This is a genomic window from Jiangella muralis (genome assembly GCF_001270745.1).
In the GTDB taxonomy this organism is placed as follows: Bacteria; Actinomycetota; Actinomycetes; order Jiangellales; family Jiangellaceae; genus Jiangella; species Jiangella muralis.
Genome location: NZ_KQ434757.1, coordinates 15,447 through 38,116 on the forward strand (window position 1 = coordinate 15,447; position 22,670 = coordinate 38,116).

Here is a 22,670-nt window from a genome sequence, read left to right on the forward strand (position 1 = left end):
CTCCGAGCTCAGGAGAACGCGTCGTCGGCGAGCAGGGCGGGCACCGCCTCCGGGTCGGCCAGCGCCTCGGCCAGCAGCCAGCGTTTCGCCCACTGCCCGGTCGTCCAGGCCAGCCCACGGGCCAGGCCGTCGAGCGTCGCGGCGTGGACGGTGTCGCCGACGGGCCACCAGTCGACCGAGGCCCCACCGACCCGCAGGTCGTCGTGCTCCACATAGCTCGACGGCGCCGAGCCGAGCACCGCGGCGGCCACGTCCGGGACCGGCTGGCGGCGGCCGCCGCCGCCCACCGACGCGGGGTGCGCCTCGGCCGCGAGGTCGACGTCGAGGAGGTCGGCCAGGGCGGCCGGCCCGGACACCAGGCCGGGCAGGCCGAGCTGCAGCCAGTGCGGGCCGTCGCCGACGACGACCGACGCGGCGGGCACGACGCGGGTGCCGACGCCGTCCGGGACGCGGATCCGGTCCGGCGGTTCCACCCCGGCCGGGTCGTGCGCCGCCAGCGCCGCGTACACCCGCGCCAGCGTCGCCGCCGGCAGCTCCAGGCCGTCCTCGGCCAGCCGGTCGAGGACGGCGTCCGGGTCGAGGTCGGCGGGCGAGCGCGCCAGCCCGACGGCGGCCGCGAACGCGTCGTCCACCGGCACGTCGGCCACCGGCAGCAGGGCCCGCACCACGGCGTCGGCGCCGGGCACCGCCAGCCCGCCCAGCGGCCGGCCGCCGATGCGGGCATGCCGCCGCAGCCACCACGCGCTGTACGACGGCGCCTCCCGCTGCGCGCCGTCGGCCAGCGTCAGCCGCACCGGCGACACGACGGCGGCGCGGGCGTCGTCATCGGCGGCCAGCCACTCCAGCACCCGCGGCCAGGCGTCGTCGCGGACGAGGTCGAGGTCGGTGACGGCGGCGAACTCGCCGGTCAGCGGCGGCACCGGCTGGAGCGGCAGGCCGGCGAGAACGTCGTCGACCCAGCCGTCCTCGTCGTCGAGGTCGTGCCAGGTGTCCGGCTCCAGCGTGACGTCGGCGTCGCGGACGACGGCGAACCCGTCGCGCACGCCGGCCGCCCGCAGCACCGCCGGGCCGAACCGGCGCACCAGGTCCGGTGCGACGGTGAACTCGGCCGGATCCGCGTCCAGCACCGCCAGCAGCGGCGACCCGGGCAGCAGCAGCTCGCGCGCCGGCACCGCGGCGCCGGTGGCGTCGGCCAGCGGCAGGCCGGCCAGCCACGGCTCGTCGGCGACGTCGAGGCCGGACTCCGCGAGCAGCCCGAGCACCGCCGTGGTGATCGGCGCGGGATCGTCGTCGCTCTCGGCGAGGTCGGCGACGGCGCCTTGGACCAGGGCGTCGCGCAGCACCGCGGCGGCCGTGGCGTCGACGGCGCCGAGCCGGTAGAGCAGCGGGTGGACGGCGTCGGGCGCGACCACGCGCAGGTCGAACGGCGCCAGCAGCTCCGGGCGCACCTCGCCGGGCACCAGCAGCCCCCGTGGCCCGCGGACCAGCCGTCCGTCGGCCAGCGGCACCGGCAGCGCGCCCAGCGACTCGTGGTCGGACCCGTCCAGCGCGTCGTACACCGCCCGCCATGCGGCCGGCGCCAGCCGCTCTCCGGCCAGCTCGTCGACGACGTCGGCCAGCGGCGTCACGGTCGCGCCGAGCCCGGCCAGCGGCTCCGGACGCCACCAGTCGCGCGCGGGCAGCCCGCGGACGACGCCGCCCAGCGCCGCCGGGTCGCCGGTGCGGCTCAGTCCGTCGACCAGCGTCACCTCGACCGGACGCAGCAGCTCACCGCCCGCGCCGGGCACGAACGACGTCGACGCCAGCGCCGTCCGGACCGCCCGGTGCAGCACGGCGTCGACCGCCTCCAGGCCCAGCGGCCCCGGCACCAGCGCCAGCACGGCCGCTCCCGGCGCCGCGGGCCCGAACGAGGCGACCAGCCGCGCATACACCTCGCCCGTCTGCTCCGCGAGGTGGTCCAGCAGCGGACCCGGGACCACGCGGCGCCGGGACGAGTCCAGCGGCAGCCCGGCGATCACCAGCGCCGGCAGGTCCGTGCGGTCGTCGGTCGGGGTCGGCGCGTGCACCACACCCGGCAGCGACGACGGCAGCGCAGCCGGCGCGCGCACGCCGGCGTCGTCGGACGACACCGGCACGGCGACCGTCACCGTCCACCCCGGCCGCGTGCGCTCCTCGAACGGCCGGTCCGCCACCAGGTCGTCCGGCGCGACGCCGGAGCGGGTCGCCAGCCGCCACGTGCGTTCGCCGATGCGCCGCTCGGCCAGCCCGTCCGCCAGCGTCGACAGCGCGCCCGCGGTCAGCGCGCGCACGTCGCCGTCGACGTCCACGACCAGGTCGCCCAGCCACGGCAGCGCCAGCAGCAGCGCGTCGTCGATCTCGCCGAGCTGCCGGCGCACCAGCCGGACCGCGTCGTCGTCGCGCAGCGGCAGCTCGACCGCCGTGTCGTAGCCGTCCGGCACGGCGCCGTCCGCCGGGAACGGCAGCCGCAGCACCGGCACCGACTCGCCGCGCCGGGCCAGCTCGGCGGCCAGCCCCGGCACCGACCCGGCCGCTTCCAGCGCCGAGGCCCGCGACCACCGCACGCCGCCGGACGCCGTCAGCACCCGCGGCTCGTCGGTGACCGCCAGCACGGCGGCGAACCCGACCCCGAACCGGCCGACGGTGTCGCCGTCGCGCTTGGAGGACGCGCGCAGCGTCGACAGCCCCTCGACCCCCGCGGCGTCCAGCGCCGCGCCGGTGTTGGCGGCCACCAGCGTGGACCCGGTCAGCCGCAGCAGCAGCCGTCCGGGAACGCCCGCCCGAGCGGCGGCGTCGGCGGCGTTCTGCGCCAGCTCGACGACCACGCGGTCGCGGTAGGAGCCGCGGGCCAGCTCGTCCTCGGCGTTGGCGTCCTCGCGGAACCGGGCCGGCGACGCGGACCAGGCGGAGAGCACCCGCGAGCGCAGCGCCGCGGTGTCGAAGACATCCACGGGCTGGACCTTATGGCGCGTCGAGCTCCAGGGGAACCAGCTCGTAGCTCAGGGTGTCGACGACCGGCTCGGCGGCGTCCTCGGACGGAGCCGGCAGCCGGACGTCGGAGTGCCCGCCGCAGCCGTGCGCGTGCGAGACGACCTTGCCGTCGAAGGGGGTGCGTTCGTTGGTGCACACGCCGTACGCGTGGCCCAGGGTGCCGGTCAGCAGCACCGAGAAGCCGCAGCTGCCGCAGCGTCCGGGCGCCGCCTTCGCGATGTCGGTGTGCGGGCCGGTGTCGCCCTCGAACCAGCGCTGCGCGGAGTCGTCGCGGCCCTCGCGCGAGAGCACCCACTCGTGGCCGAGGCCCAGCTCCTGGACCACCTCGAGGACGTCCTGCTCCTCGGCGATGGCGTAGCCGGGCTCGAGGCGGTAGTCGTCGTCGGTGACCGGCAGGAGGTCGCCGGGGCCGAGGTCGTCGGGCTTGACCCGCTCGTCCCACGGCACCCACGCCGGGGCCAGGACGGCGTCGGCGCCGGGCAGCAGCACGCATTCACTGACCGTGACCAGCTTGGACCGCGACGCGCGGGTGACGGTGACGGCCCACCGCCAGCCGACGTATCCGGCCAGCTCACAGGCGAAGTAGTGGGTGACGACCCGTTCGCCTTCGGCGTCGTGGCCGAGGTGTGCGCCGACGGCGTCATCGCTGCCGACGGCGACGGCGGCGGCCCGTGCGTCCTCGACGGCCTTGACGAGGACGGAGTCGGCCTTGACGGAGCGGGTGCGCGGCGCGGCGGGGGTCACGAGACTGATTGTCGCAAACTCGCGCCATGATCGACACATCGCGCCCGATCCGGGGACATCGTCCGGCCCTGTCGGTCCGATGCGGTTGGATGGGTGTGTGGCTGAAACGGATCCGCTGGCCGGCCCGCCCGGGGAGGGCGGGGGCCGCGGCGCGCGCGGCGACGGAGGCTCCTACGAGTCGCCGTTCGCCCGCGGCGGGCAGCCCCGATCCGGGCCGTCGGACAACGGGTCGTCCGGCACCGGGTCGCCCGACGACGGCCACGCCGCCGGCAACGGCCGCCCGGGGCCCGGCCACGACGACCGCACCCGGTCACTGCCGCCGCCCCCGCCGGAACCGCCCAGCGCGAGCGAGCGCATGCGCCGCGCCGCCGGCGCCACCGGCCGGGCGGCGAAGTCCGCCGCCACCGGCACCTCCCGCGCGGCCCGGTTCAGCGCCAACCGGCTGCACCGCGCCGCCGAGGCGAAGGGCGCCGGGCAGACCGGCCTGTCCCGGCTGATCGAGCTCAACGCCGCCAGCGCCTTCGCCGACGCGCTGGTCACGGTCGCGCTGGCCGGCACGCTGTTCTTCTCCGTCTCCACCACCGAGGCGCGCGGCAACGTCGCCCTGTACCTGCTGCTCACCATGGCGCCGTTCGCGGTCGTCGCGCCGGTGCTCGGCCCGTTCCTCGACCGCTTCAGCCACGGCCGCCGCTGGGCCATCGGGTTCACCGCGGCCGGCCGCGGCTTCCTCGCCTGGGTGGCGGCCGACGCCGTCATCGGCGGCGGGGTGTGGCTCTATCCGGCGGCGCTGGGCGTGCTGGTCGGGCAGAAGGCGTACGCCGTCGCTCGGGCGGCCGCGGTACCTCGGGTGTTGCCGGAGGGCTGGACGCTGGTGGCGGCGAACTCACGGCTGCAACTGGCCGCGACGTTCGGCACGCTGCTCGGCGCACCGATAGGCATCGGGCTGGCGCAGATCGGCGACGACTGGCCGCTCCGGGCGGCGTTCTTCGCCTACGTCGGCACCACGGTGCTGGCGATCCTGCTGCCGAAGAAGGTCGACCTCTCGATCGGCGAGGAACCGGCGTCGCTCACCGAGGGCGACGGCCACGAGTCCACCGCCGCCGGCAAGCCGCGCAAGTTCCGGGTCGGGCCGGCGGTCGTGCGCGCGCTGCGGGCCAACGCGACACTGCGCTGGCTGTCCGGCTTCATGACCATGTTCATGGCGTTCGTCCTGCGCGAGGCGCCGGTGGCCGGGCTCGACGACCTCGTCCTGCTCGGCATCGTCGCGTCTGCCGCCTGGGTGGGCAGCACCCTCGGCTCGTCCGTCGGCGCGCTCGTGCAGGCCCGAAGTCCCGACCGCACCGTCATGGCGCTGGTCGCGTTCGGCGCGGCGAGCACGCTGGTCACGGCCCTGTTCTGGAACCTGCTGACGGTCATCCTGGTCGGGCTCGCGGCCGGGTTCGCCCAGCAGCTGGGCCGGCTGTCGCTGGACGCCATCGTGCAGCGCGACGTGCCGGAGAAGAACCGGTCCAACGCGTTCGCGCGGTCCGAGACGCTGCTGCAGCTGGGCTGGGTGGTCGGCGGCGGCGTGGGCATCGTGCTGCCGCTGATCCCGTGGCTGGGCATGACGGTCGCGACCATCGTGCTGGCTGGCGGGCTGGTGTTCGCGCTGCGGGTCCGCGCGCCCGCGCGCACACCGTCACCGCCGGCCCCGCCGCCGCAGCGGCCCGAGGAGTGACCGGCGCCTCGGGGTGTGTCGCCCGTAGCGAGCGCCGCCCAGGTGGATGCCGCGCAAGGTGCGAGGAAGGACCACTGCCGAGAACGATCAGGTGACGGAACCGCCCGGCGTTCGCGCGTTTGTGTCACCTGATCATCTCCACGATGCGGACACAAAACGATCAGGTGACGAACGCGCGGCGAACCTGAGCGATACGTCACCTGATCGTCGGCAGCTGGCGCGGACACACACGCAGCGAGGCGCCGCCCGGACACCGCGCAGTAGGCCACGGACCCGAGGAGTAGCCCCTAAAGCTCGAGGTCGTCGGCCACGGCGCGCAGCACGGTGGCGACTTGGCGCGCCGTGCGCTGGTCGGGGTGCCGGCTGCGCCGGTAGGTGTTGGACAAGCCGTCGAGCAGCTTGATGAGGTCCTCGACGATGGTGACCATGTCGTCGGGCTTCTTGCGGGTCGCCGCCGACACCGACGGCAGCGGGTCGAGGACGCGCACCGACAGTGCCTGCTCACCCCGGCGGCCCTCGGCCACACCGAACTCCACCCGCTGCCCCGGCTTCAAGGCGGTCACGCCGGCGGGCAGGGCGGACGAGTGCACGAAGACGTCGCCGCCGTCGTCCTTGGAGAGGAAGCCGAAGCCCTTCTCGGTGTCGAAAAACTTGACCTTGCCCGTTGGCACGGCTGACCTCTTCGTGTCGGGGGACCGGACCTCTCAAGACTAAGGCCGACGGAGGCCCGCGGGCCTCTCCAGGGGTCGATCAAATCCGATCGCGTACCGTCATCGCCCATGGATGGTTTGCCGCGGTGACGGTGCACACGGGACTGCCCGTCGTGCGCGCGGTCCGCTACGTCGAGCCGCTGCGCGAGGGCGGGTCGCTGCCCGGGCTGGTCGAGGGTGACGACCTCGGCACCTACGTGGTCAAGTTCCGCGGCGCCGGGCAGGGCCCGAAGACGCTGGTCGCGGAGATCGTGGTGGGCGAGCTGGCGCGGCGGCTGGGCATCCGGGTGCCCGACCTCGTGCTCGTCGACCTCGACGAGGCGATCGCGCGGCGCGAACCCGACCCGGAGATCCAGGCGCTGCTGCTGGCCAGCGTCGGTGTGAACCTCGGCATGGACTTCCTGCCCCGCTCGCTCGGCTACGACGGGCACGGGAAGCAGGCGAGCGCCGACGACGCGGCGAAGGTGCTGTGGCTCGACGCGCTCACCGTCAACGTCGACCGGAGCTGGCGCAACCCGAACCTGCTGACGTGGCACGGGCAGTTGTGGGCGATCGACCACGGCGCGGCGCTGCTGTTCCAGCACACCTGGCCCGGGGCGCCGGCGTTCGCGGTGCGGCCATACCCGATCGACGACCACGTGCTGGCGTTCGCGGCCGACCGGCTGCCGTCCGTCGACGCCGAGCTGGCGCCGCGGGTGACGCCGTCGCTGCTGGCGGAGATCCTGGCGCTGGTCCCGGACGACTGGCTGCCCGAGGTCCCCGGGCTGGACGGCGCCGAGCCGGACGCCGTCCGCGCGGTCTACGCCGAGCACCTCGCGGCCCGCGCCGCGGCGTCGCCGGACTGGCTGCCGGTGGGTGGCGCATGATCGCGTTCGAGTACGCCGTCCTGCGGGTGGTCCCCCGCGTCGAGCGAGCCGAGTTCGTCAACGCCGGCGTCATCGTCTACAGCCAGAAGGCCGGCTACCTGGCCGCCGCGGCGCACGTCGACGCGGACCGGCTGCGGGCGCTGGACCCGGAGGCCGACGTCGAGGCGATCGTGGCGGCGGTCGAGGCGTATGCGGCCACCTGCACCGATCCCGCGGCGGCGGGCCCGGTCGGCGCCACGGCGATCGGCGAGCGGTTCCGCTGGCTGACGGCGCCGCGCAGCACGATCGTCCAGCCGGGGCCGGTGCACGCCGGGCTCACCGACGACCCGGCGGCTGAGCTGGACCGGCTGCTGGCCCGCCTCGTGCTCTGAGGCCGGGCGGCACGTCGGGTCCGCCGTCAGGCGTTCGGCTCGGGCTGCAGCTGGGAACGGAGCGCGGCGACATCCGCCTGGTCGGCGCCGAACCCGACTCCCGCGATCTTCTTCCCGCTCGGCACATGCCGCAACACCTTGCCGTCGATCGTCAGATCGGCCGGCGACGATACCGTGAAACGCCTGATCGTCATGCCGAGCGGGTTGCACAACCGCACCTCGCCGGAGTCGACCCGCAGCATCGGATTGACCAGCTGGAGGATGCCCAACAGGGTCAGGACGACTCCGGTGAACATGCCGATCGACTGCGAACCGAGAAGGGAGACGGCCAGCAGCAGGACGCCCACGATGAGCGCGGCGATTGGCAACGGCCGGGCGTAGCGGACAGTCATCGATCTCATGCGCCCGCAGTGTACGGCTGGAGAGTTCGTCGTTCAGGCCGGGGCGCCGACGTAGTCGTCGAGCCAGTACGGGAAATCGAGCAGGTCGGAGAAGACGGCGTCGGCGCCCGCCTCACGCAGCGCGAGCGCGTCGTGCCCGCCGGTCGTCACGCCGATGGCGTAGGCGCCGGCCGTCCGCGCCCCGACCATGTCGCCGGGATGGTCGCCCACGTACACGTCCGCGCCGCGTTCGCGCAGCGCGACGCCCTTGGACTCGGCGTACCGCTCGCCGACGACGTCGTCGACCGGCAGGCCGACGTGCGCGAGGACCGCGCGGACGGCAGACTCGATCTTGGCGCTGACGACCAGCACGGTGCCGTGGTGCCCGTGGATGGCGTCGACGGCCTCGGCGGCGCCGGGCAGCGGCTTGGTGCCGGGGATGCCCAGCGTCGGGTACAGCTCGCGATAGATGACGCGCGCCTCGTCGACGCGGTCGGCGGGGACGAACGCGCGCAGCGTGGTGTCGAGCGGCAGGCCGATCATCGGCAACAGCTCGCGCGGCTCGATGACGACGCCGACCCGGCGGAACGCCTCGGTCATCGAGACGGTGATGCCCTCCGCGGAATCGACGAGAGTGAGATCGAGGTCGAAACCGATGGTGAGAGGCACGGTGATCACCCTACGCGGTCGTCGACCGTCGATGTGTGACGCCAGTCACGCACCGCCGAGGGCGAGGAACGACCACGCCGTGGCCCGGTCCCGGGCGCCCGCCGCCGCCCGGCGCGCCGCCAGCAGCGCCGCGCCGAGATCGTCGCCGGTGCGCAGCCGCTCGTGCACCACCAGGCTGAGGTCGACGCTGGCGGCATCGCTCACCGGAACGACGGTGGCCAGCAGCCCGGCCGTGCCCAGCGCCGACAACGACGTCGTCAACCCCAGCAGCTCGTCGGCGCCGGTGGGCGAGCCGACGCCGGACTCGCACGCCGTCAGCAGCAGGCGGTACGGCGGCGACTGCAGCCGCTCGAGGTCGAACACCGTCAGCGGGCCGTCGGCCAGCTCCAGCGACGAGAACATCGGGTTGTCGCCGCGGTAGCGGCCGTGCGCGCCGATGTGCGCCAGCCACGACCCGTCCAACGCGGCCAGCGCGGCATCGGCGGTGGCGTCGCCGCCGGTCAGCACGGTCGCGTCAGCATAGACGCCGGCCAGCACGCCGACCTCCGCGCCCGACGAGGCGAGGTCGGCGCCGGCGATCAGCGCGACTCGTCTCTGCTCGGGTGGCGCGCTGGTCCGGGCTCGCAGCCAGGCCGTCGCCGACGGCGCCACCGTCACGTCCCGGTCCCGCAGCGCCGGCAGGGCGCCCCACGGCACCGACTGCATCATCGACGGCGGCACCAGCACCACCGGCCCGTCCCCCAGCTCGCGGACCGCCGGGCCGAGCATCGTCTCCTGCAGCCGGGCCAGGCCGGGCTCGGCGGCCGCCAGCAGGACGCCCGCGACGGCGTCGGCGGCCACCGCGGCGCCACGCAGCGCGAACTTGGCGTACTCGACCTCGTCCAGCGCGGCGCCGGAATCGCCCGCGACCACGTGCTTCAGCCGGCCCTCGCGCGCGACGACGGCGTGGAACCGGCCGCCGCGCAGCCCGACGATGCTGACCAGCGTGCGGTCCCCGAGCGCGTCGAGCAGCTCGCCGACGTCGAGCCGGCGGCGGGCGGTCGGCGGCCCGGCCGGCGGCCCGGTGGTCGCGGCGTCCCGGCCGTGCACGTGCCGTCGGATGCGCTCCTCGATGCGCCGCCGCTCCGCCTCGTCGGCGTGGCTGCCGATGAGGCTGCCGACGGCGCGCAGCCGGCCCAGCTCGGCGGCCAGCTCGGCGTCGTGGCGGGCCTCCGGCCAGGGCAGCGAGTGCAGCGTGCCGCGCCAGCGCTCCGTCCACCGCAGCAGCTCCCGCGCCGTCCCGTCGACCGCCACCCGCCGCGTCGCGAGCGCCGCGAGGTCGCTGCCGTGCACCGTCGCGCGGGCCCGCAGCTCCGTCGCGCCGAGGGACAGCGCGTGTGTGTCGAGGACGTCCAGGCCGCGGCCGCAGGCGCGCAGCATCGCCCGGCGGTCGCCGGCGGACTCGGCCAGCAACGCCTGCGCGTACCAGCCGGTGGCCCGGCGCAGCGCCGACCCCCGCCCGCGGCGTCCGGCCGCCGCCGTCCGCAGCGCCTCCTCCGCCAGCTCCGGCAGCCCCGTCGCCGACGCCAGCCGGCCCGCCAGCACCAGCGCGTCGAGACGTTCGGAGGCGTAGCGGTCGGTCAGCTCGGCCGCCAGCGCGGCCGCCGCCCGGGCGTGCCGCTTCGTGACGGCGCCGGCCTCGGCCTGCGCCCGCAGCAGCACCACCCGCGCATGCCGCTCCGCGTCGTCGTGCCCCTGCCGGCGGCTCGACCTTGCGGCCTTTCGCGCCAGGTCGGCCGCGCGACCGGGGTTGCCCGCCGCGAGATGCACGATGGCGGCCGCGATGAACCCGTCGGACCTGCGCAGCGCGGAGTCACGGGCGCCGTCCAGCACCGCCACCAGCTCGTCCGCCGTCGTGGCCGCGTCCTCGGTCAGCCCGGCCGCCAACTGCACGACGGCGAGGTCGCGCACCACCTCCGGCGGCACGACGCCCAGTTCCTCGTACCTGCGACGCGCGTCGTAGAGCAGGCGCAGCGCCCGCGGCAGGTCGCCCATCCGGTGCGCGCAGTCGCCCCGGTTCTGCACGATGATCGTGGCCTGGTACCGCTCGCCGGTGGACTCGATCAACTCCTGCGCACGGGCGAACTCACGGTCGGCCTCGGCGAACCGGCCGAGTCCCAGGAGCGCACCGGCAAGATTGCTGCGTGCTCGCGCTTCCCACGCCGGGTCGTCATGACGTTCCAGAACCCCGGCCGCCTCATGGCTGTCGCGGTGCGCGCCGTCGAGGTCCTGGAAGAAGAAGCAGACCGCCGCCCGGCGCACCAGGACCCGGGCCCGCTCGGCCGGCTCGGCACCGTCGAGGGCGCTATCGAAGGCCGCGAACGCCGGCCGCCGCCGTCCGGCCAGTGCGAGGACCGTGCCGAGGCTGGCCTCCAGGTCGGTGACCCGGGCGCCGAGCCCGTGCTCGCGCCCCACGCGGATGCCACGGCGTACCGAGCGGAGGGCACGACCCACCTCGCCACGCTCCCGCTGGACGATGCCGAGCGCCTGCAACGCGTAGGTCTGGTCCAGCGGCGTCGCCGCGCCGGACAGCACGGCGCGAGCCATCCGGACGGCCTCGTCGGGACTCGACATCGCCAGCCCGGGCAACTGATCCGCAGCTACCGGCGCCGACGTGCTTCCCGAGGTCACGCCCTGATGCTAGACATGTAGTCGTTTGCCCGAATCACGGCTGGGGGAATCCGATGCAACCAGATCGCGAACGGCTACACCAGGAGTTCGAGCGACTGCGTGAGAACAGCGCTCGGCGCACCAAGGAACGGGGGTTCGAACTCGCCGCTCGCTGGAACCGGGACGAGACGGCCATCGAGTATCTGTATCGCCAGGGCCAGCTGATCTGCGACGAACGCGACCTCGACACCGTGCTCGAGGCGTTCGACCAGCTGCGGATCGACCGCCCCGAGGTGACGGAGGGCCCGGTCGGGCTGGCCGTCCTGCACGTCCCGGACGCCGACGCGGCCGAGATCGCCGCCAAGCTGGCCGACATCCTCGGCGACGAGCGCATCGTCGCACCCAACCACGTGCTCGACGCTCAGGTGCACATGTCGATGTGCCCGGCCACCGAGCCGGTGCCGTCCTACGGCCCGATCCCGGTGCTGGGCGAGCCGGTCGGCCCCGGCCGCCCGAAGGTCGCCGTCGTCGACACCGGGTACCTGCCCGTCGTCGCCAAGGACTCGGGCTTCGGCCGGTTCTCGGCGGTGAAGAAGTACGAGATCGACGACGACGTCTACGTGCCGGGCACGGACGAGATCCGGCCGTACGGGGGTCACGGCACGGCGACGACGGCCCGGCTGCTGGCGGTGTCCGGCGCCGACGCGGTCGAGGTCGAGGTCCGCGACTGCCTGATCGGCGGCGCGGTCGACGAACTGGCGATCGTCGAGGACCTGGAGAAGGTCATCAAGGGCGGCGCCGACATCGTCAGCGTCCAGGCCGGCCTCTATGCCCGGCAGGGCAACACGCCCAAGTCGTTCGACCTGCTCTACCGGCGCGTCGTGAGCAAGCACCCGGACACCGTCATCGTCGCCCCGGCGGGCAACCACGGCACCGACGTCCCGTTCTGGCCGGCGGCGTACAGCTGGGTGACGGCGGTCGGCGCGCTGACCACCGGCGGCGACTACCGGGCGCCGTGGAGCAACTTCGGCTACTGGGTCGACGCCTACACGCCGGGCGAAAGCACCGTCGTCCCCTACCCGAACGGCCGGTACGGCTACATCGACGAGACCTCAGCCCGGTTCAGCAACGGGCACTCGGTCTGGTCCGGTACGTCGTTCGCGGCGCCGGTCGTGGCCGGGCTGATCGCCCGCCGGATGATCGAGCGCGAGGTGTCCGCGCCGGTCGCACGGCATATCGTCCTGCAGGAGGCGGCCATCGGCGCGCTGCCGCACACGGGCCCGCGTCTCATCGTCTGAGTCGCCCGCGGTCGTGGTGGCGGGGTGCCCGGACCCCGTTCCCCGCCACCCTGACCGCAGGCCAGCTCCGGTCTCCGAAAACTCCGACACTCGAACCGAGTTTTGAAGCCGGTGGCGGCGCCTCGCCGGCCCCGGCGCGACGGTGCGGGATCACGGCCGCGACGACTGTGCGACCACCCCGGCGCGCCACTGGGTGGGATCACTGTGCTTGCTGGGTGGCGTAGCTGTTGCCAGGGGAACAGTGATCCACCCCACTCGACGCAGCGATCTCACACAGTGGCGTGGGGGATCGCGTAACGGTTCGCCGTCGTGCGGCGGTTGGCCGTTTTGCGGTAGTGGGCCGTCCCCCTGCTGCCCATTGTCTTGGCCGCAGTTATCAGGGGGACGGGGGAAGTGCGGGCAGAGCCCGCCCCGGGCGTGCGGTGCGCCGTTCGTCTGGCTGGCTGGCTGGCGTTCGCTGTTCCTGCCGGTGCACCGTTTGGTCGTCCTCGACTCCCGGAGCCGTCTTCGATGGCGGGAGCCGTCTTCGATGGCGGGAGTCGTGTTCGAGGGGCCTTTCGGACGTTTCTCGCCATCGAGGACGGCTCCGGTCATCGAGGTGTGCCCAGACTGCCCCCGTCCCCCTGATAGGTGCCCGTTCTTGGCCGCGGGACCGCGGGTCAAGCGGACGCCCAACGCGCGAAGCGCCCCATCTGGGTCCGCTTGAGGCGCGGTCACGCGGCTGAGAAAATGGGCGCCAGGGGGACGGCCAACGCGGCAGACCCCCCGGCGAACGGCCGGCCACCCAGGCTGCGTAGCCACGATCAATCGGACTCGCTCTTCTAGACGGCCTGCCGCCGCTCGGCGCGGTACGCCGGAAGGTAGAACACCGTCGCCGCGGCGAGGATCACGCCACCCAGGACCATGGCCGTCGCCAGCGACGTCGACTCGCCGACCACGGTCAGCGCGATCAGGCCGAGTGCGGCCGCGGGCTGGAACACCATCGAGCTGATCGACACGATCGTGACCCGGTGCTCCTCGGTGACTTCGCGGTGCACCAGCGTCATGTGCATCGGGCTCGAGGCGCCCTGGATGACGTAGCAGGCGATGAACGCCACCACCACGCCGGCCGCGCCGAGCGACAACCCCATCGCCGCGACGAAGACGCCCTGGGCGACCCGCGTGACGGCGGCCGTTGCGGTGACGCCGATCCGCTGCGCCAGGTGGGGCGCCAACGCCGCACCGGCAGCCGAGGCGAACCAGGCGGCGGCCGCCGCGGGACCCATGATCGCGCCGGCCCGTTCGGCGTCGTCGACCACCTCGGCCAGCCGGACCGGCGTTAGCGACTCGTACGCCGTCGCCCCGAATCCCCAGGCCACTTCGATCAGGATCAGCCCCTGCAGGACGACCGAGCCGCGCACCACCCGCAGGCTCCCGCTGATGACGCCTGGCGCCTCGCGCACCGCCGCTGTCACGGCCGGCCAGCCCGATCGCGGCCGCACCTCGACCAGCAGACTCATGGTGGCGACGACCGCGACGGCCCGCAGCACCGCCGCGAACAGCACCGGCACCGCCAGCGCCTCGACCGACGACAGCGGGTCGAGCGCGACCAGGCCACCGGCCAGCAACGCGCCCGCGCCGACGGCGATGCCGGTGACGGTGCCGCCGCGGGACAGGCCGATCGAGATGTCGGTGTCAGGATCGCGGGCCTGGACCGTGTCGACGTACCAGGCCTCCAGTGGGCCACTGTCCAGCGCCCGGTACAGGCCCTGCACACCGAACGCCAGCGCGAACACCGCGAACGAGTCGGCGACGAAGATCAGCCCGCAGCCGGCCAGGCTGACCAGCCCGGATGCCACCATCACCGGGCGGCGTCCGAGTGCGTCCGAGACACCGCCGGTGGGCAACTCCAGCAGGAACACCACGAGGCCCTGGGCCGCGGCGGCGAGCCCGAGCTCGGAGAGAGTGAGCCCACGCTCCAGCGGCAGCAGCGTCAGGACCGGGAGCAGCATGCCGGACGGCAGCCAGCGCAGGGCGAGCAGGATGAGGTACCGCGTCCGGGCCTGGCGGGCGTCGAGCTGCGTCATGGCCATGCATCATGGCGCACCCGAACGGTGGGACGGGGGGTTGGGCGCCGGTCGGCCCGGCCGGTAATGTCGCGCATGTGACGGTCGAACGACGCAAGCCCCTCGAGGTTCCCGTAGATCCCGACATCACCGCGGAGCTGAAGGCGGCCGACATCGAGGCGCGGGTCGAAGCCGCCGAGAGAAGCGCCGAGCTCCTGGAGCGTCTGCGCAAGCTCTGATTCGCAGCTAGCCAGATGCACGCCGTACCGTAGAGCGGATGACCGGGAACGACTCGGCTCCGCGCAGTCTTGCCGACGACCTGCGCGCCCGCGCCGACGACGAGCTGGCGGCGCTGCTGCGTGCCCGGCCGGACCTGCTGGTGCCGGTTCCCGCCGACGTCTCGCAGCTGGCCTCGCGGGCGACCACCCGGGCGTCGGCCGTGCGGGCGCTGGACCGGCTGGACCGGTTCACCCTCCAGGTCGTCGACGCACTGATGATCTTACCCGCACCGGCGAGCGTCGGCGGCCTGCGCGCCGCCCTGGGCGCCGACGTCGACGAGGCGTTGACGGCCTTGCGGACGCAGGCGCTGGTGTGGGGCCCCGACGACGACCTGCGGCTGCCGCGCATCGTGTACGAGATCGTCGGGCCGCATCCGGCCGGGCTCGGGCCGCCCGCCCGGCAGGCGCTGCTCGCGCTGTCGCCGTCGCGGCTGGCGGCGATCATGGACGGCCTCGGGCTCAGCCCGGCCGGCACGCACGCGGCCGACGTCGACGCCGTCGCGGCGGCGCTCACCGACCCAGCTGCGTTGACGGCACTGCTGGACGACCTCACCGACGACGCGCGCTCGGCACTCGCGGCGCTCACTCCGGGCCCGCCGACCGGCCGCATCGACGACGCGCTGCGCGAGGTGCACCGGGCGACGGCACGGACGCCGATCGACCTGCTGCTCGCGGCCGGGCTGCTGGTGCCGGTCGACGGCACGACGGTGGTGCTGCCGCGGGAGGTGGCGCTGCATCTGCGCGGCGGCCGCGTCCACACCGACCTCCAGCTCGCGCCGCCGACGCCGACGGTCACCGAGCGCACCCCTGACATCGTCGACCGGACGGCGGGCGCGGGTGCGTTCGACCTCACCCGGAAGGTCGAGCTGCTGCTCGACACCTGGGCGGCCGATCCGCCGCCGGTCCTGCGCACCGGCGGACTGGGCGTGCGCGACCTGCGCCGGCTGCCGGACCTGCTCGACACCGACGAGGCCGGCGCCGCGCTGATCGCGGAGGTCGCGTACGCCGCCGGGCTGGTCTCCGTCGGCGACGACCACGACGAGGTGTGGCTGCCCACACCGGAGTTCGACGCGTGGCGCCGCGACGAGCCGCCCCGCCGCTGGGCCGTGCTCGTCCAGGGCTGGCTCACCACCAGCCGGGTCGCCGGGCTGGCCGGCAGCCGCGACGAGAAGGACCGCCCGATCCCGCCGCTCGGCCGCGACCTCGAACGGCCCGCCGCGCCCGAGGTGCGCCGGCTCGCGCTGGCGGAGCTGGCCGCGCTGCCGGCCGGCTGGGCGCCCGACCTCGTCGGCGTGCTCGCGGCGCTGCAGTGGCGGCGCCCGCGCCGGGCCGGCCGCTTCCGCGACGACCTCGTCCGCTGGACGTTGCGCGAGGCCGAGCAGCTCGGGCTCACCGGCATGGGTGCGTTCGCGTCGTTCGCCCGGCCGTTCCTGGAGGGACGCGCCGCCGAGCGGGTCGTCGCGGCCGCGGCCGACGCCGTGCGGCCCAGCCTGCCGCAGCCGCTGGACCACGTGCTGCTGCAGGCCGACCTGACGGCCATCGCGCCGGGCCCGCTGCGGGCCGACCTCGAGCGCGAGCTGAACCTGCTGTCCGACGTCGAGAGCCGCGGCGGCGCGTCGGTGCACCGGTTCACGGCCGGCTCGCTGCGCCGGGCGCTCGACGCCGGCCGCACCGCCGCCGACGTGCACGCGTTCCTGGCGACCATCTCGCGCACCCCGGTGCCGCAGCCGCTCACGTACCTCGTCGACGACGTCGCGCGGACGCACGGGCAGCTGCGGGTCGGCGCGGCGTCGGCGTTCGTGCGCTGCGACGACGAAGCCACGCTGGCCGCCATCGTGGCCGACCCACGCTCGTCCAGCCTGGGGCTGCGCCGGCTCGCGCCGACCGTCCTGGCCTCCTCGATCGCGGCGAACACGCTGGTCGAGCGGTTGCGGCAGCTCGGGTTCAGCCCGGTGCCGGAGGCCGCCGACGGGTCCATCGTCATCGGCCGCACGGAGCCACGACGGGCGTCGGCCCGGTTCGCGTCGCGTTCGGCGCTCACCGAGATCGCCGCGCCCGAGGAGACGCTGCTCGGCGCCGCCGTCCGGGCGCTGCGGGCCGGTGACCGGTCCCGCGCGGAGCGTCCGGCCAACGGCACGCCCGGGCGGCTCGGCCGCACGACGGCCGCCACGACCTTGGCCGACCTGCGCGAGGCGCTGGGGACCGGCACGACGGTCTGGATCGGCTACGTCGACCAGCACGGCGCCACCACCGAGCGCCTGGTCGACCCCGCCCGCATCGACGGCGGCTGGCTGTCGGCGTTCGACCACCGCAGCGGCGAGGTCCGCTCGTTCGCCGTCCACCGCATCAGCGGCGTCGCACCTGTCGACGCCGCCTGACGCGGCCGGCTGTTCCGGGGGTCAGATCCAGCCTCGGTGCGCGGCCTCGACGACGAGCCCGATGCGCGTCGTCGTGCCCAGCCGCTCCTGCAGCTCGGTGATGCGCCGCTGGACCGTGCGGCGCCCGACGCCGAGCTGACGGCCGATCGCGTCGTCCTTGATGCCCGACGCCACCAGGCCCACCAGCAGGTGCTCGTCTGGCCCGAGGATGTCGTCGACCCCGTCGGGACGGTCCAGGTTCACCGTCGCCGCCGAGTTCCACAGCGTCTCGAACAGCGCGCACAGCGCATCCAGCAGGGACGACGCGTGCACGACCAGCGCGCCGGTGCTCTCGCGGACCCGCAGCGGCATCATCGCCACCTCGCGGTCGGCGATGGCGAGTTTCATCGGCAGCTCGGCCATGCACCGGGCGTCCTCGCCGGCGGTCAGCAGCTCCGTCAGCGCCCGCATCTTCGCCGGCTGCTCCAGCGCCTGCCGATCGTAGAGCCCGCGGTAACGCACGCCCTGCGCCAGCATGCGCAGCTCGACGTCGATGTTGCCCTCGATGGACCCGACGTACGGCGGCTTGTCGAAGACGAGGACCTCTGAGCGCGCCGACAACTGCAGCTGCTCGAACCGCTGCACTATGGCCGCCGGCTCGGTGACCAGCTGCAACGCGTCGGCCGCGGACGAGACCAGCATGCTCTCGCGGTAGCGGTGCTGCAACTCGTGCACCTCGGCGCGGACGGACTGCAGCTCCTGCTGACGGTGCAGGAGCAGCGGCTCGAACGCCACCTCGGGCGGCACCGCGGTGAACCGGGCCGGCCGAGTGGTGGTGCGCCCGGCGAGCCCGGCGGCCTCCAGCGACTGGACGGCGAGCAGCACGTCGCGCTCGTCCGCGCCGAGCCGGCCGGCGAGGTCGGCGCCGCTGGCCGGGCCGAGGTCGAGCAGGGCGCGATAGACCGACTCCTCGGCCTCGCTCAGGCCGATGGCCGACAGCCGCCGGCGGCCCGCGGCACCGTCGCTCTGCATTGTCATAGCTGTGACGTGACTCTAATACGTCACACGTGAAGTGGCGCCCTCGGCGATGACTCCCAGTACGTTCACCCGAAATACGTCGGTAAAGCCCCCTTGTGTCGCTCATGCCAACACCGCCGTGGCGTGCGCAAGCGGCTCGTGACCGAGGAGACCACGTGAGGCACGACTCCCCCCATCGCCGGTCGCTTGCGACCGCCCTGGCGCTCCTGTCCCTGACAGCGCTGACGGCGGCCCCGTCGGCCGCAGCACCCACGCGGACCGCCGCGCCACCGTCCCCCGAACAGTCCGAGGCGAAGGTCGACAGCACGCTGTCCCGGCAGCTCGACGACGGCGCCACGGCCGACTTCCTGGTGTCGTTCGAGCAGCGCGCCGACCTGGCCGCAGCAGCCGGCGCCGACGACTGGGCCGATCGCGGCGCCGCCGTCGTCGAGGCCCTTCAGCAGACCGCCGACCGTAGCCAGCGCGCCGTCCGCCGCCAACTCGACGCCGCCGGCGTCGAGTACCGGGCGTTCCACGCGTCGAACGCGATCTACGTGTTCGACGGGACAGCGGAGCTGGCCACCCGGCTGGCGGGCCGCACGGAGATCGCCGAGATCGAGCCGGCCCGAACCTACGCACTGCCGGAGCCGCGCCGCGACGTCGCCCCGCTGACCGCCACCGCGGTCGAATGGGGTGTCGCCGACATCCGTGCCGACGCCGTGTGGTCCGACTTCGGCACGAAGGGCGAGAACATCGTCGTCGCCAGCATCGACACCGGGGTCGAGTTCGACCACCCGGCACTGGTCGGCCAGTATCGCGGCAACAACGGCGACGGCACGTTCGACCACGACTACAACTGGTACGACCCCGCGCGAATCTGTACGGGCAGCACGCGGCAGCCGTGCGACAACAACGGCCACGGCACCCATGTCACCGGCACCATGACCGGCACCGGCGAGGGCGCGCAGATCGGCGTCGCGCCGGGCGCGCGCTGGATCGCGGCGAAGGGCTGCGAGAGCGACGGCTGCACGGACTTCGCGCTCCTGGCCAGCGGCGAGTGGATGCTGGCCCCCACCGACGCCGACGGCGAGAACCCGCGCCCGGACCTGCGCCCGCACATCGTCAACAACTCCTGGGGCGGCAGCACGGCTGCCCGCTGGTACGACGACCTGGTCGACGCGTGGGTCGCGGCTGGCATCTTTCCCGCGTTCGCCAACGGCAACTCGGGCCCGGCCTGCGGATCGGCGGGGAACCCGGGCAACGGCGCAGGCACGTACAGCGCCGGCATGTACGACGCGAATCACGTGATCGATCCGCAGTCCAGCCGTGGCCCGGGCTACGAGGGTGAGACCAAGCCCGACATAGCCGCCCCCGGAGTCCTCATCCGTTCCTCGCTGCCCGGCGGCACGTACGCGAGCTGGAGCGGCACGTCGATGGCGACGCCACACGTGTCCGGCGCGGTGGCGCTGCTGTGGTCAGCGTCGCCGGCGGTGGCCGGCGACATCGACGCCACCCGCGCGCTGCTGGACGAGAAGGCGGTCGACACCGCCGACACCAGCTGCGGCGGCACCGCCGAGAACAACAACGTGTTCGGCGAAGGCCGGCTGGACGTCTACGCGGCGGTCGAGGCGGCGCCGCGCGGTGACACCGGCGTGTTGCGCGGCACGGTCTCCGACGCCACCGGAGCACCGCTCGGCGGAGCCACCGTCGTCGTGACCGGACCGTCGAACCGGCGACTCAGCACGACACCGGACGGCACGTGGTCGATACAGCTTCCGGTCGGGGACTACGAGGTCACCGCGCAGCTGTTCGGATACGACGACGCCACCGATGCCGCGACCGTGCGCGTCGCCGAGACGACGACCCTGGACCTGGGCCTGGCCAAGCGGCCGACGACCACCCTCAGCGGCACCGTCACCGAGGGCTCGGACCACGGCTGGCCGCTCTACGCCACGATCAGCGTCGACGGCGTGCCCGACGGCGTCTACTACACGAACCCCGTCGACGGCAGCTACGCCATCGAGTTGCCCGTCGGCGACGCCTACGAGGTCATCGTCGAGGGCCTCCAGCCGGGGCTGACCCCGTCCACGGCCGACGTCGAACTGACCGGCGCCACCCGCCACGACGTCGCGCTGACCGCCGACGTGTACGCCTGCGAAGCACCCGGCTACGAGGAGCGCGATCGCGTCGGCGCGTACACCGAGACCTTCGATCCCAGTACAGCGCCGCCGGGCTGGAGTGTCGTCGACCACGTCGGCAACGGCCAGGTCTGGCAGTTCCCGCACGACGACCGCAACCGCACCGGTGGCGACGGCAACTTCGCCTCCGTCTTCAGCGCGCGCTACGGACCCGACGGCCGCCAGGACACCGACCTCGTCTCGCCGGTCATCGATCTGACCGGTGTGGACGTCCCGGCGCTGTGGTTCAGGACGGACTACTCGTCCGACGCGAACATCGGTGTCGACCTGTCCATCGACGGCGGCGAGACGTGGACGAACGCCTGGGAGCACAGCGGCGCCGCTGGGATCGACGCCGAGGAGCTGCAGGTACCGATCCCGGCGGCGGCCGGGGAACCGGACGTCCGGGTCCGGTTCACCTTCGCCTCGGCCTTCAGCGGCTGGTGGCAGGTCGACGACGTCATGCTCGGCCAGCACATCTGTGCCACCGTCGACGGCGGGCTGCTGACCGGACACGTGGTCGACGCCAACACCGAGACGCCGATCGTCGGAGCGACGGTGACCAGCGACGCCGACCCCACGCTCACCGTCACCACCGTCGCCACACCGGAGGACCCGAGCCTGCGCGACGGCTTCTTCTGGACGTTCGTCCCCGACCCGGGCGTGCAGGCGTTCTCCGGCACCCGGACCCGCTACACCGACGCGACCGTCACGGTCGACGTCGCCGCGGACGCCACCACCCCGGCCGAGTTCGCGTTGCCGGCCGGCCGGCTGGACATCCGCGAGGAGCGCGTCGACGGCGCCGTCGTACTCGGCGGCACGGCGACCACGACGGTCACCGTCGCCAACGACGGCAGCGCCCCGGCCACGCTCGACCTCACCGAGCGGCCTGGCGTCAGCACCCCGGCGTCGGCGGGCGCGGGAGCGCCGGTCCACCGTGTGCCCGGCACGTTCAGTGCCGGTCCCGACGCCACCGGCGATGAAGCTGCCGGCACCGCGGCGGCCGGCGAGCCGATCGCACCGTGGGCCCTGTCGAAGGACTACCCCCTCGGGGTGTACGACAACGCGGTCGACGTCCGCGGCGGACGGGTCTACTCGTTCGGCGGATCCACCGGAGCCGGCGCCACGGACGACGCCTATGTGCTCGGCGCTGACCACGTGTGGGAGCCCATCGCGCCGCTCCCGCGGGCCCGGCAGCGGCCGATGGGCGGGTTCCTCGACGGCCGGTTCTACGCCGCCGGCGGCTGGGGCGGCACCGGCTCCCCACGCGCCGACGTCGACGTGTACGACCCGCGCTCGAACACCTGGTCGCCGGGTCCGGCGATGCCCCATGCGATCCCCAGCGCCGGGGCGGCCGTCCTCGACGACATGCTCTACGTCGTCGGCGGCTGCATCGGTGACTGCGGTGAGACCGAGGTACTGCGGCTGAACGCCGCCGCCGGCCGATGGGAGACGGTGGCCGACTACCCCGAGCCGACGGCCATGGTGGCCTGCGGCGCCATCGAGCACAAGCTCTACTGTGCCGGCGGAGCGGCCGGCGAGTCCCCGGACGACATCGCGTCGACCTACGTCTACGACCCGGTCGCCGACACCTGGACGCGGTTGGCCGACATGCCGATGGGCCTGTGGGGAGCCGCCTACACCGCCGCCGACGGCAAGCTCCTCGTCTCCGGCGGGGTCACCGACGGCGACAGCGTGATCACCAACGAGGGATTCGCCTACGACCCGGGCAGCGACACGTGGTCGTCCATTCCCAATGCGCCCACGCCGCTCTACCGGGCCGGCAGCGCCTGCGGTTTCCAGACGGTCGGCGGCCACACCGGTCGTGGTGTCACCGCGTCGTCAGCGGTGCTCCCCGGCTACGCCAACTGCGGTTCCCGCGACGCGGTCGGCTGGCTGTCCGCCGACCCGCCTGCTCTGACGCTCGACCCGGGCGAATCCGCCGACGTGACGCTGACGTTCGACGCGTCGGCACTGGACCAGCCGGGCGTGGTCTCGGCGGCACTGATCCTGCGCGACGACACCCCGTACGATGCCGCCGCGATCGCCGTCGGGCTGACGGTATCGGCGCCGGACGGCTGGGGCCGGCTGGCTGGGACCGTCACCGGCCAGGCCTGCGACGGGACCACCGCGCCGCTGCCGGGCGCCGTGGTCCAGCTCGACGGCACGACCCAGTCACGAACCCTGGTGACCGGGCCGGACGGCGGGTACGCGACCTGGTTCGACCGGTCCGTCAACCCGCTCTCCGTCATCGTCGTCCGCAGTGGCTGGCAACCGCAGAGTGCTGAGGTCCGGATCCGCGCGGGCCGGGACACCGTCCGTGACTTCACCCTCCGCCAGACCGGATGCGGCCGATGACCGCCCGGCGTGACCGACAGGGAGC

At 74.3% G+C, this 22,670-nt stretch carries 15 protein-coding genes; 7 read left to right on the forward strand and 8 right to left on the reverse strand.

The features are described from left to right. Positions 1 to 8: 8 nt before the first annotated feature. Positions 9 to 2,969, reverse strand: coding sequence for a sacsin N-terminal ATP-binding-like domain-containing protein (locus ACW62_RS13520; protein WP_053204646.1), 2,961 nt, complete (start codon positions 2,967 to 2,969; stop codon positions 9 to 11). Between the two features lie 10 nt (positions 2,970 to 2,979). Further along, a complete protein-coding gene (locus ACW62_RS13525; protein WP_053204647.1) occupies positions 2,980 to 3,792 on the reverse strand; it encodes a DUF3027 domain-containing protein in 813 nt (270 codons plus the stop codon). 58 nt (positions 3,793 to 3,850) lie between these two features. Between ACW62_RS13525 and ACW62_RS13530 the strand changes: the two genes are divergently transcribed. Beyond that, positions 3,851 to 5,470: an MFS transporter gene (locus tag ACW62_RS13530; RefSeq protein ID WP_157574732.1), complete on the forward strand. Its 1,620-nt coding sequence runs from the start codon at positions 3,851 to 3,853 to the stop codon at positions 5,468 to 5,470. Positions 5,471 to 5,757: 287 nt separating this feature from the next. On the opposite strand, the gene ACW62_RS36520 is transcribed toward ACW62_RS13530, so the two are convergent. Then, complete coding sequence (locus tag ACW62_RS36520) at positions 5,758 to 6,141, reverse strand: cold-shock protein (protein WP_053204648.1); 384 nt, start codon at positions 6,139 to 6,141, stop codon at positions 5,758 to 5,760. Positions 6,142 to 6,266: 125 nt separating this feature from the next. Between ACW62_RS36520 and ACW62_RS13540 the strand changes: the two genes are divergently transcribed. Together ACW62_RS13540 and ACW62_RS13545 are read left to right on the forward strand one after the other, a co-directional pair. Next, the gene (locus ACW62_RS13540; protein ID WP_205629327.1) at positions 6,267 to 7,046 is read left to right on the forward strand and encodes a HipA family kinase; all 780 of its coding nucleotides are present in this window, start codon (positions 6,267 to 6,269) and stop codon (positions 7,044 to 7,046) included. Beyond that, entirely contained in the window at positions 7,043 to 7,417 is a 375-nt protein-coding gene (locus tag ACW62_RS13545) for a DUF3037 domain-containing protein (protein WP_053204649.1), read from the forward strand. Before ACW62_RS13540 ends, ACW62_RS13545 begins: the two co-directional genes overlap by 4 nt. A gap of 26 nt (positions 7,418 to 7,443) precedes the next feature. On the opposite strand, the gene ACW62_RS13550 is transcribed toward ACW62_RS13545, so the two are convergent. The 3 genes from ACW62_RS13550 to ACW62_RS13560 are packed head-to-tail and all read right to left on the reverse strand — an operon-like array spanning position 7,444 to position 11,136. Further along, the gene (locus ACW62_RS13550) at positions 7,444 to 7,809 is read right to left on the reverse strand and encodes a hypothetical protein (protein WP_053204650.1); all 366 of its coding nucleotides are present in this window, start codon (positions 7,807 to 7,809) and stop codon (positions 7,444 to 7,446) included. Between the two features lie 42 nt (positions 7,810 to 7,851). Continuing rightward, positions 7,852 to 8,466, reverse strand: a complete 615-nt coding sequence (locus ACW62_RS13555) for an HAD family hydrolase (protein WP_169792052.1) — start codon at positions 8,464 to 8,466, stop codon at positions 7,852 to 7,854. A gap of 45 nt (positions 8,467 to 8,511) precedes the next feature. Beyond that, positions 8,512 to 11,136 carry a CHAT domain-containing protein gene (locus ACW62_RS13560; protein WP_157574733.1) on the reverse strand — a complete coding sequence of 875 codons (2,625 nt, stop codon included), beginning with the start codon at positions 11,134 to 11,136 and terminating at the stop codon, positions 8,512 to 8,514. Between the two features lie 53 nt (positions 11,137 to 11,189). On the opposite strand from ACW62_RS13560, the gene ACW62_RS13565 reads away from it, so the two are divergent. After that, positions 11,190 to 12,413, forward strand: a complete 1,224-nt coding sequence (locus ACW62_RS13565; protein WP_053204653.1) for a S8/S53 family peptidase — start codon at positions 11,190 to 11,192, stop codon at positions 12,411 to 12,413. An 821-nt stretch (positions 12,414 to 13,234) separates the two neighbouring features. Here ACW62_RS13565 and ACW62_RS13570 read toward each other — a convergent pair. Continuing rightward, positions 13,235 to 14,479 (reverse strand): MFS transporter, encoded by a 1,245-nt coding sequence (locus tag ACW62_RS13570; RefSeq protein WP_169792053.1) that lies wholly within the window; start codon positions 14,477 to 14,479, stop codon positions 13,235 to 13,237. Between the two features lie 77 nt (positions 14,480 to 14,556). Between ACW62_RS13570 and ACW62_RS34020 the strand changes: the two genes are divergently transcribed. Beyond that, entirely contained in the window at positions 14,557 to 14,697 is a 141-nt protein-coding gene (locus tag ACW62_RS34020) for a hypothetical protein (protein ID WP_157574734.1), read from the forward strand. Positions 14,698 to 14,735: 38 nt separating this feature from the next. Further along, positions 14,736 to 17,114 carry a helicase C-terminal domain-containing protein gene (locus ACW62_RS13575; protein ID WP_053204655.1) on the forward strand — a complete coding sequence of 793 codons (2,379 nt, stop codon included), beginning with the start codon at positions 14,736 to 14,738 and terminating at the stop codon, positions 17,112 to 17,114. Positions 17,115 to 17,135: 21 nt separating this feature from the next. Here ACW62_RS13575 and ACW62_RS13580 read toward each other — a convergent pair whose 3' ends face one another. Next, positions 17,136 to 18,131: a helix-turn-helix domain-containing protein gene (locus tag ACW62_RS13580; protein ID WP_083459728.1), complete on the reverse strand. Its 996-nt coding sequence runs from the start codon at positions 18,129 to 18,131 to the stop codon at positions 17,136 to 17,138. Positions 18,132 to 18,286: 155 nt separating this feature from the next. Between ACW62_RS13580 and ACW62_RS13585 the strand changes: the two genes are divergently transcribed. After that, positions 18,287 to 22,645 carry a S8 family serine peptidase gene (locus ACW62_RS13585; protein ID WP_053204657.1) on the forward strand — a complete coding sequence of 1,453 codons (4,359 nt, stop codon included), beginning with the start codon at positions 18,287 to 18,289 and terminating at the stop codon, positions 22,643 to 22,645. Positions 22,646 to 22,670: the final 25 nt, after the last annotated feature.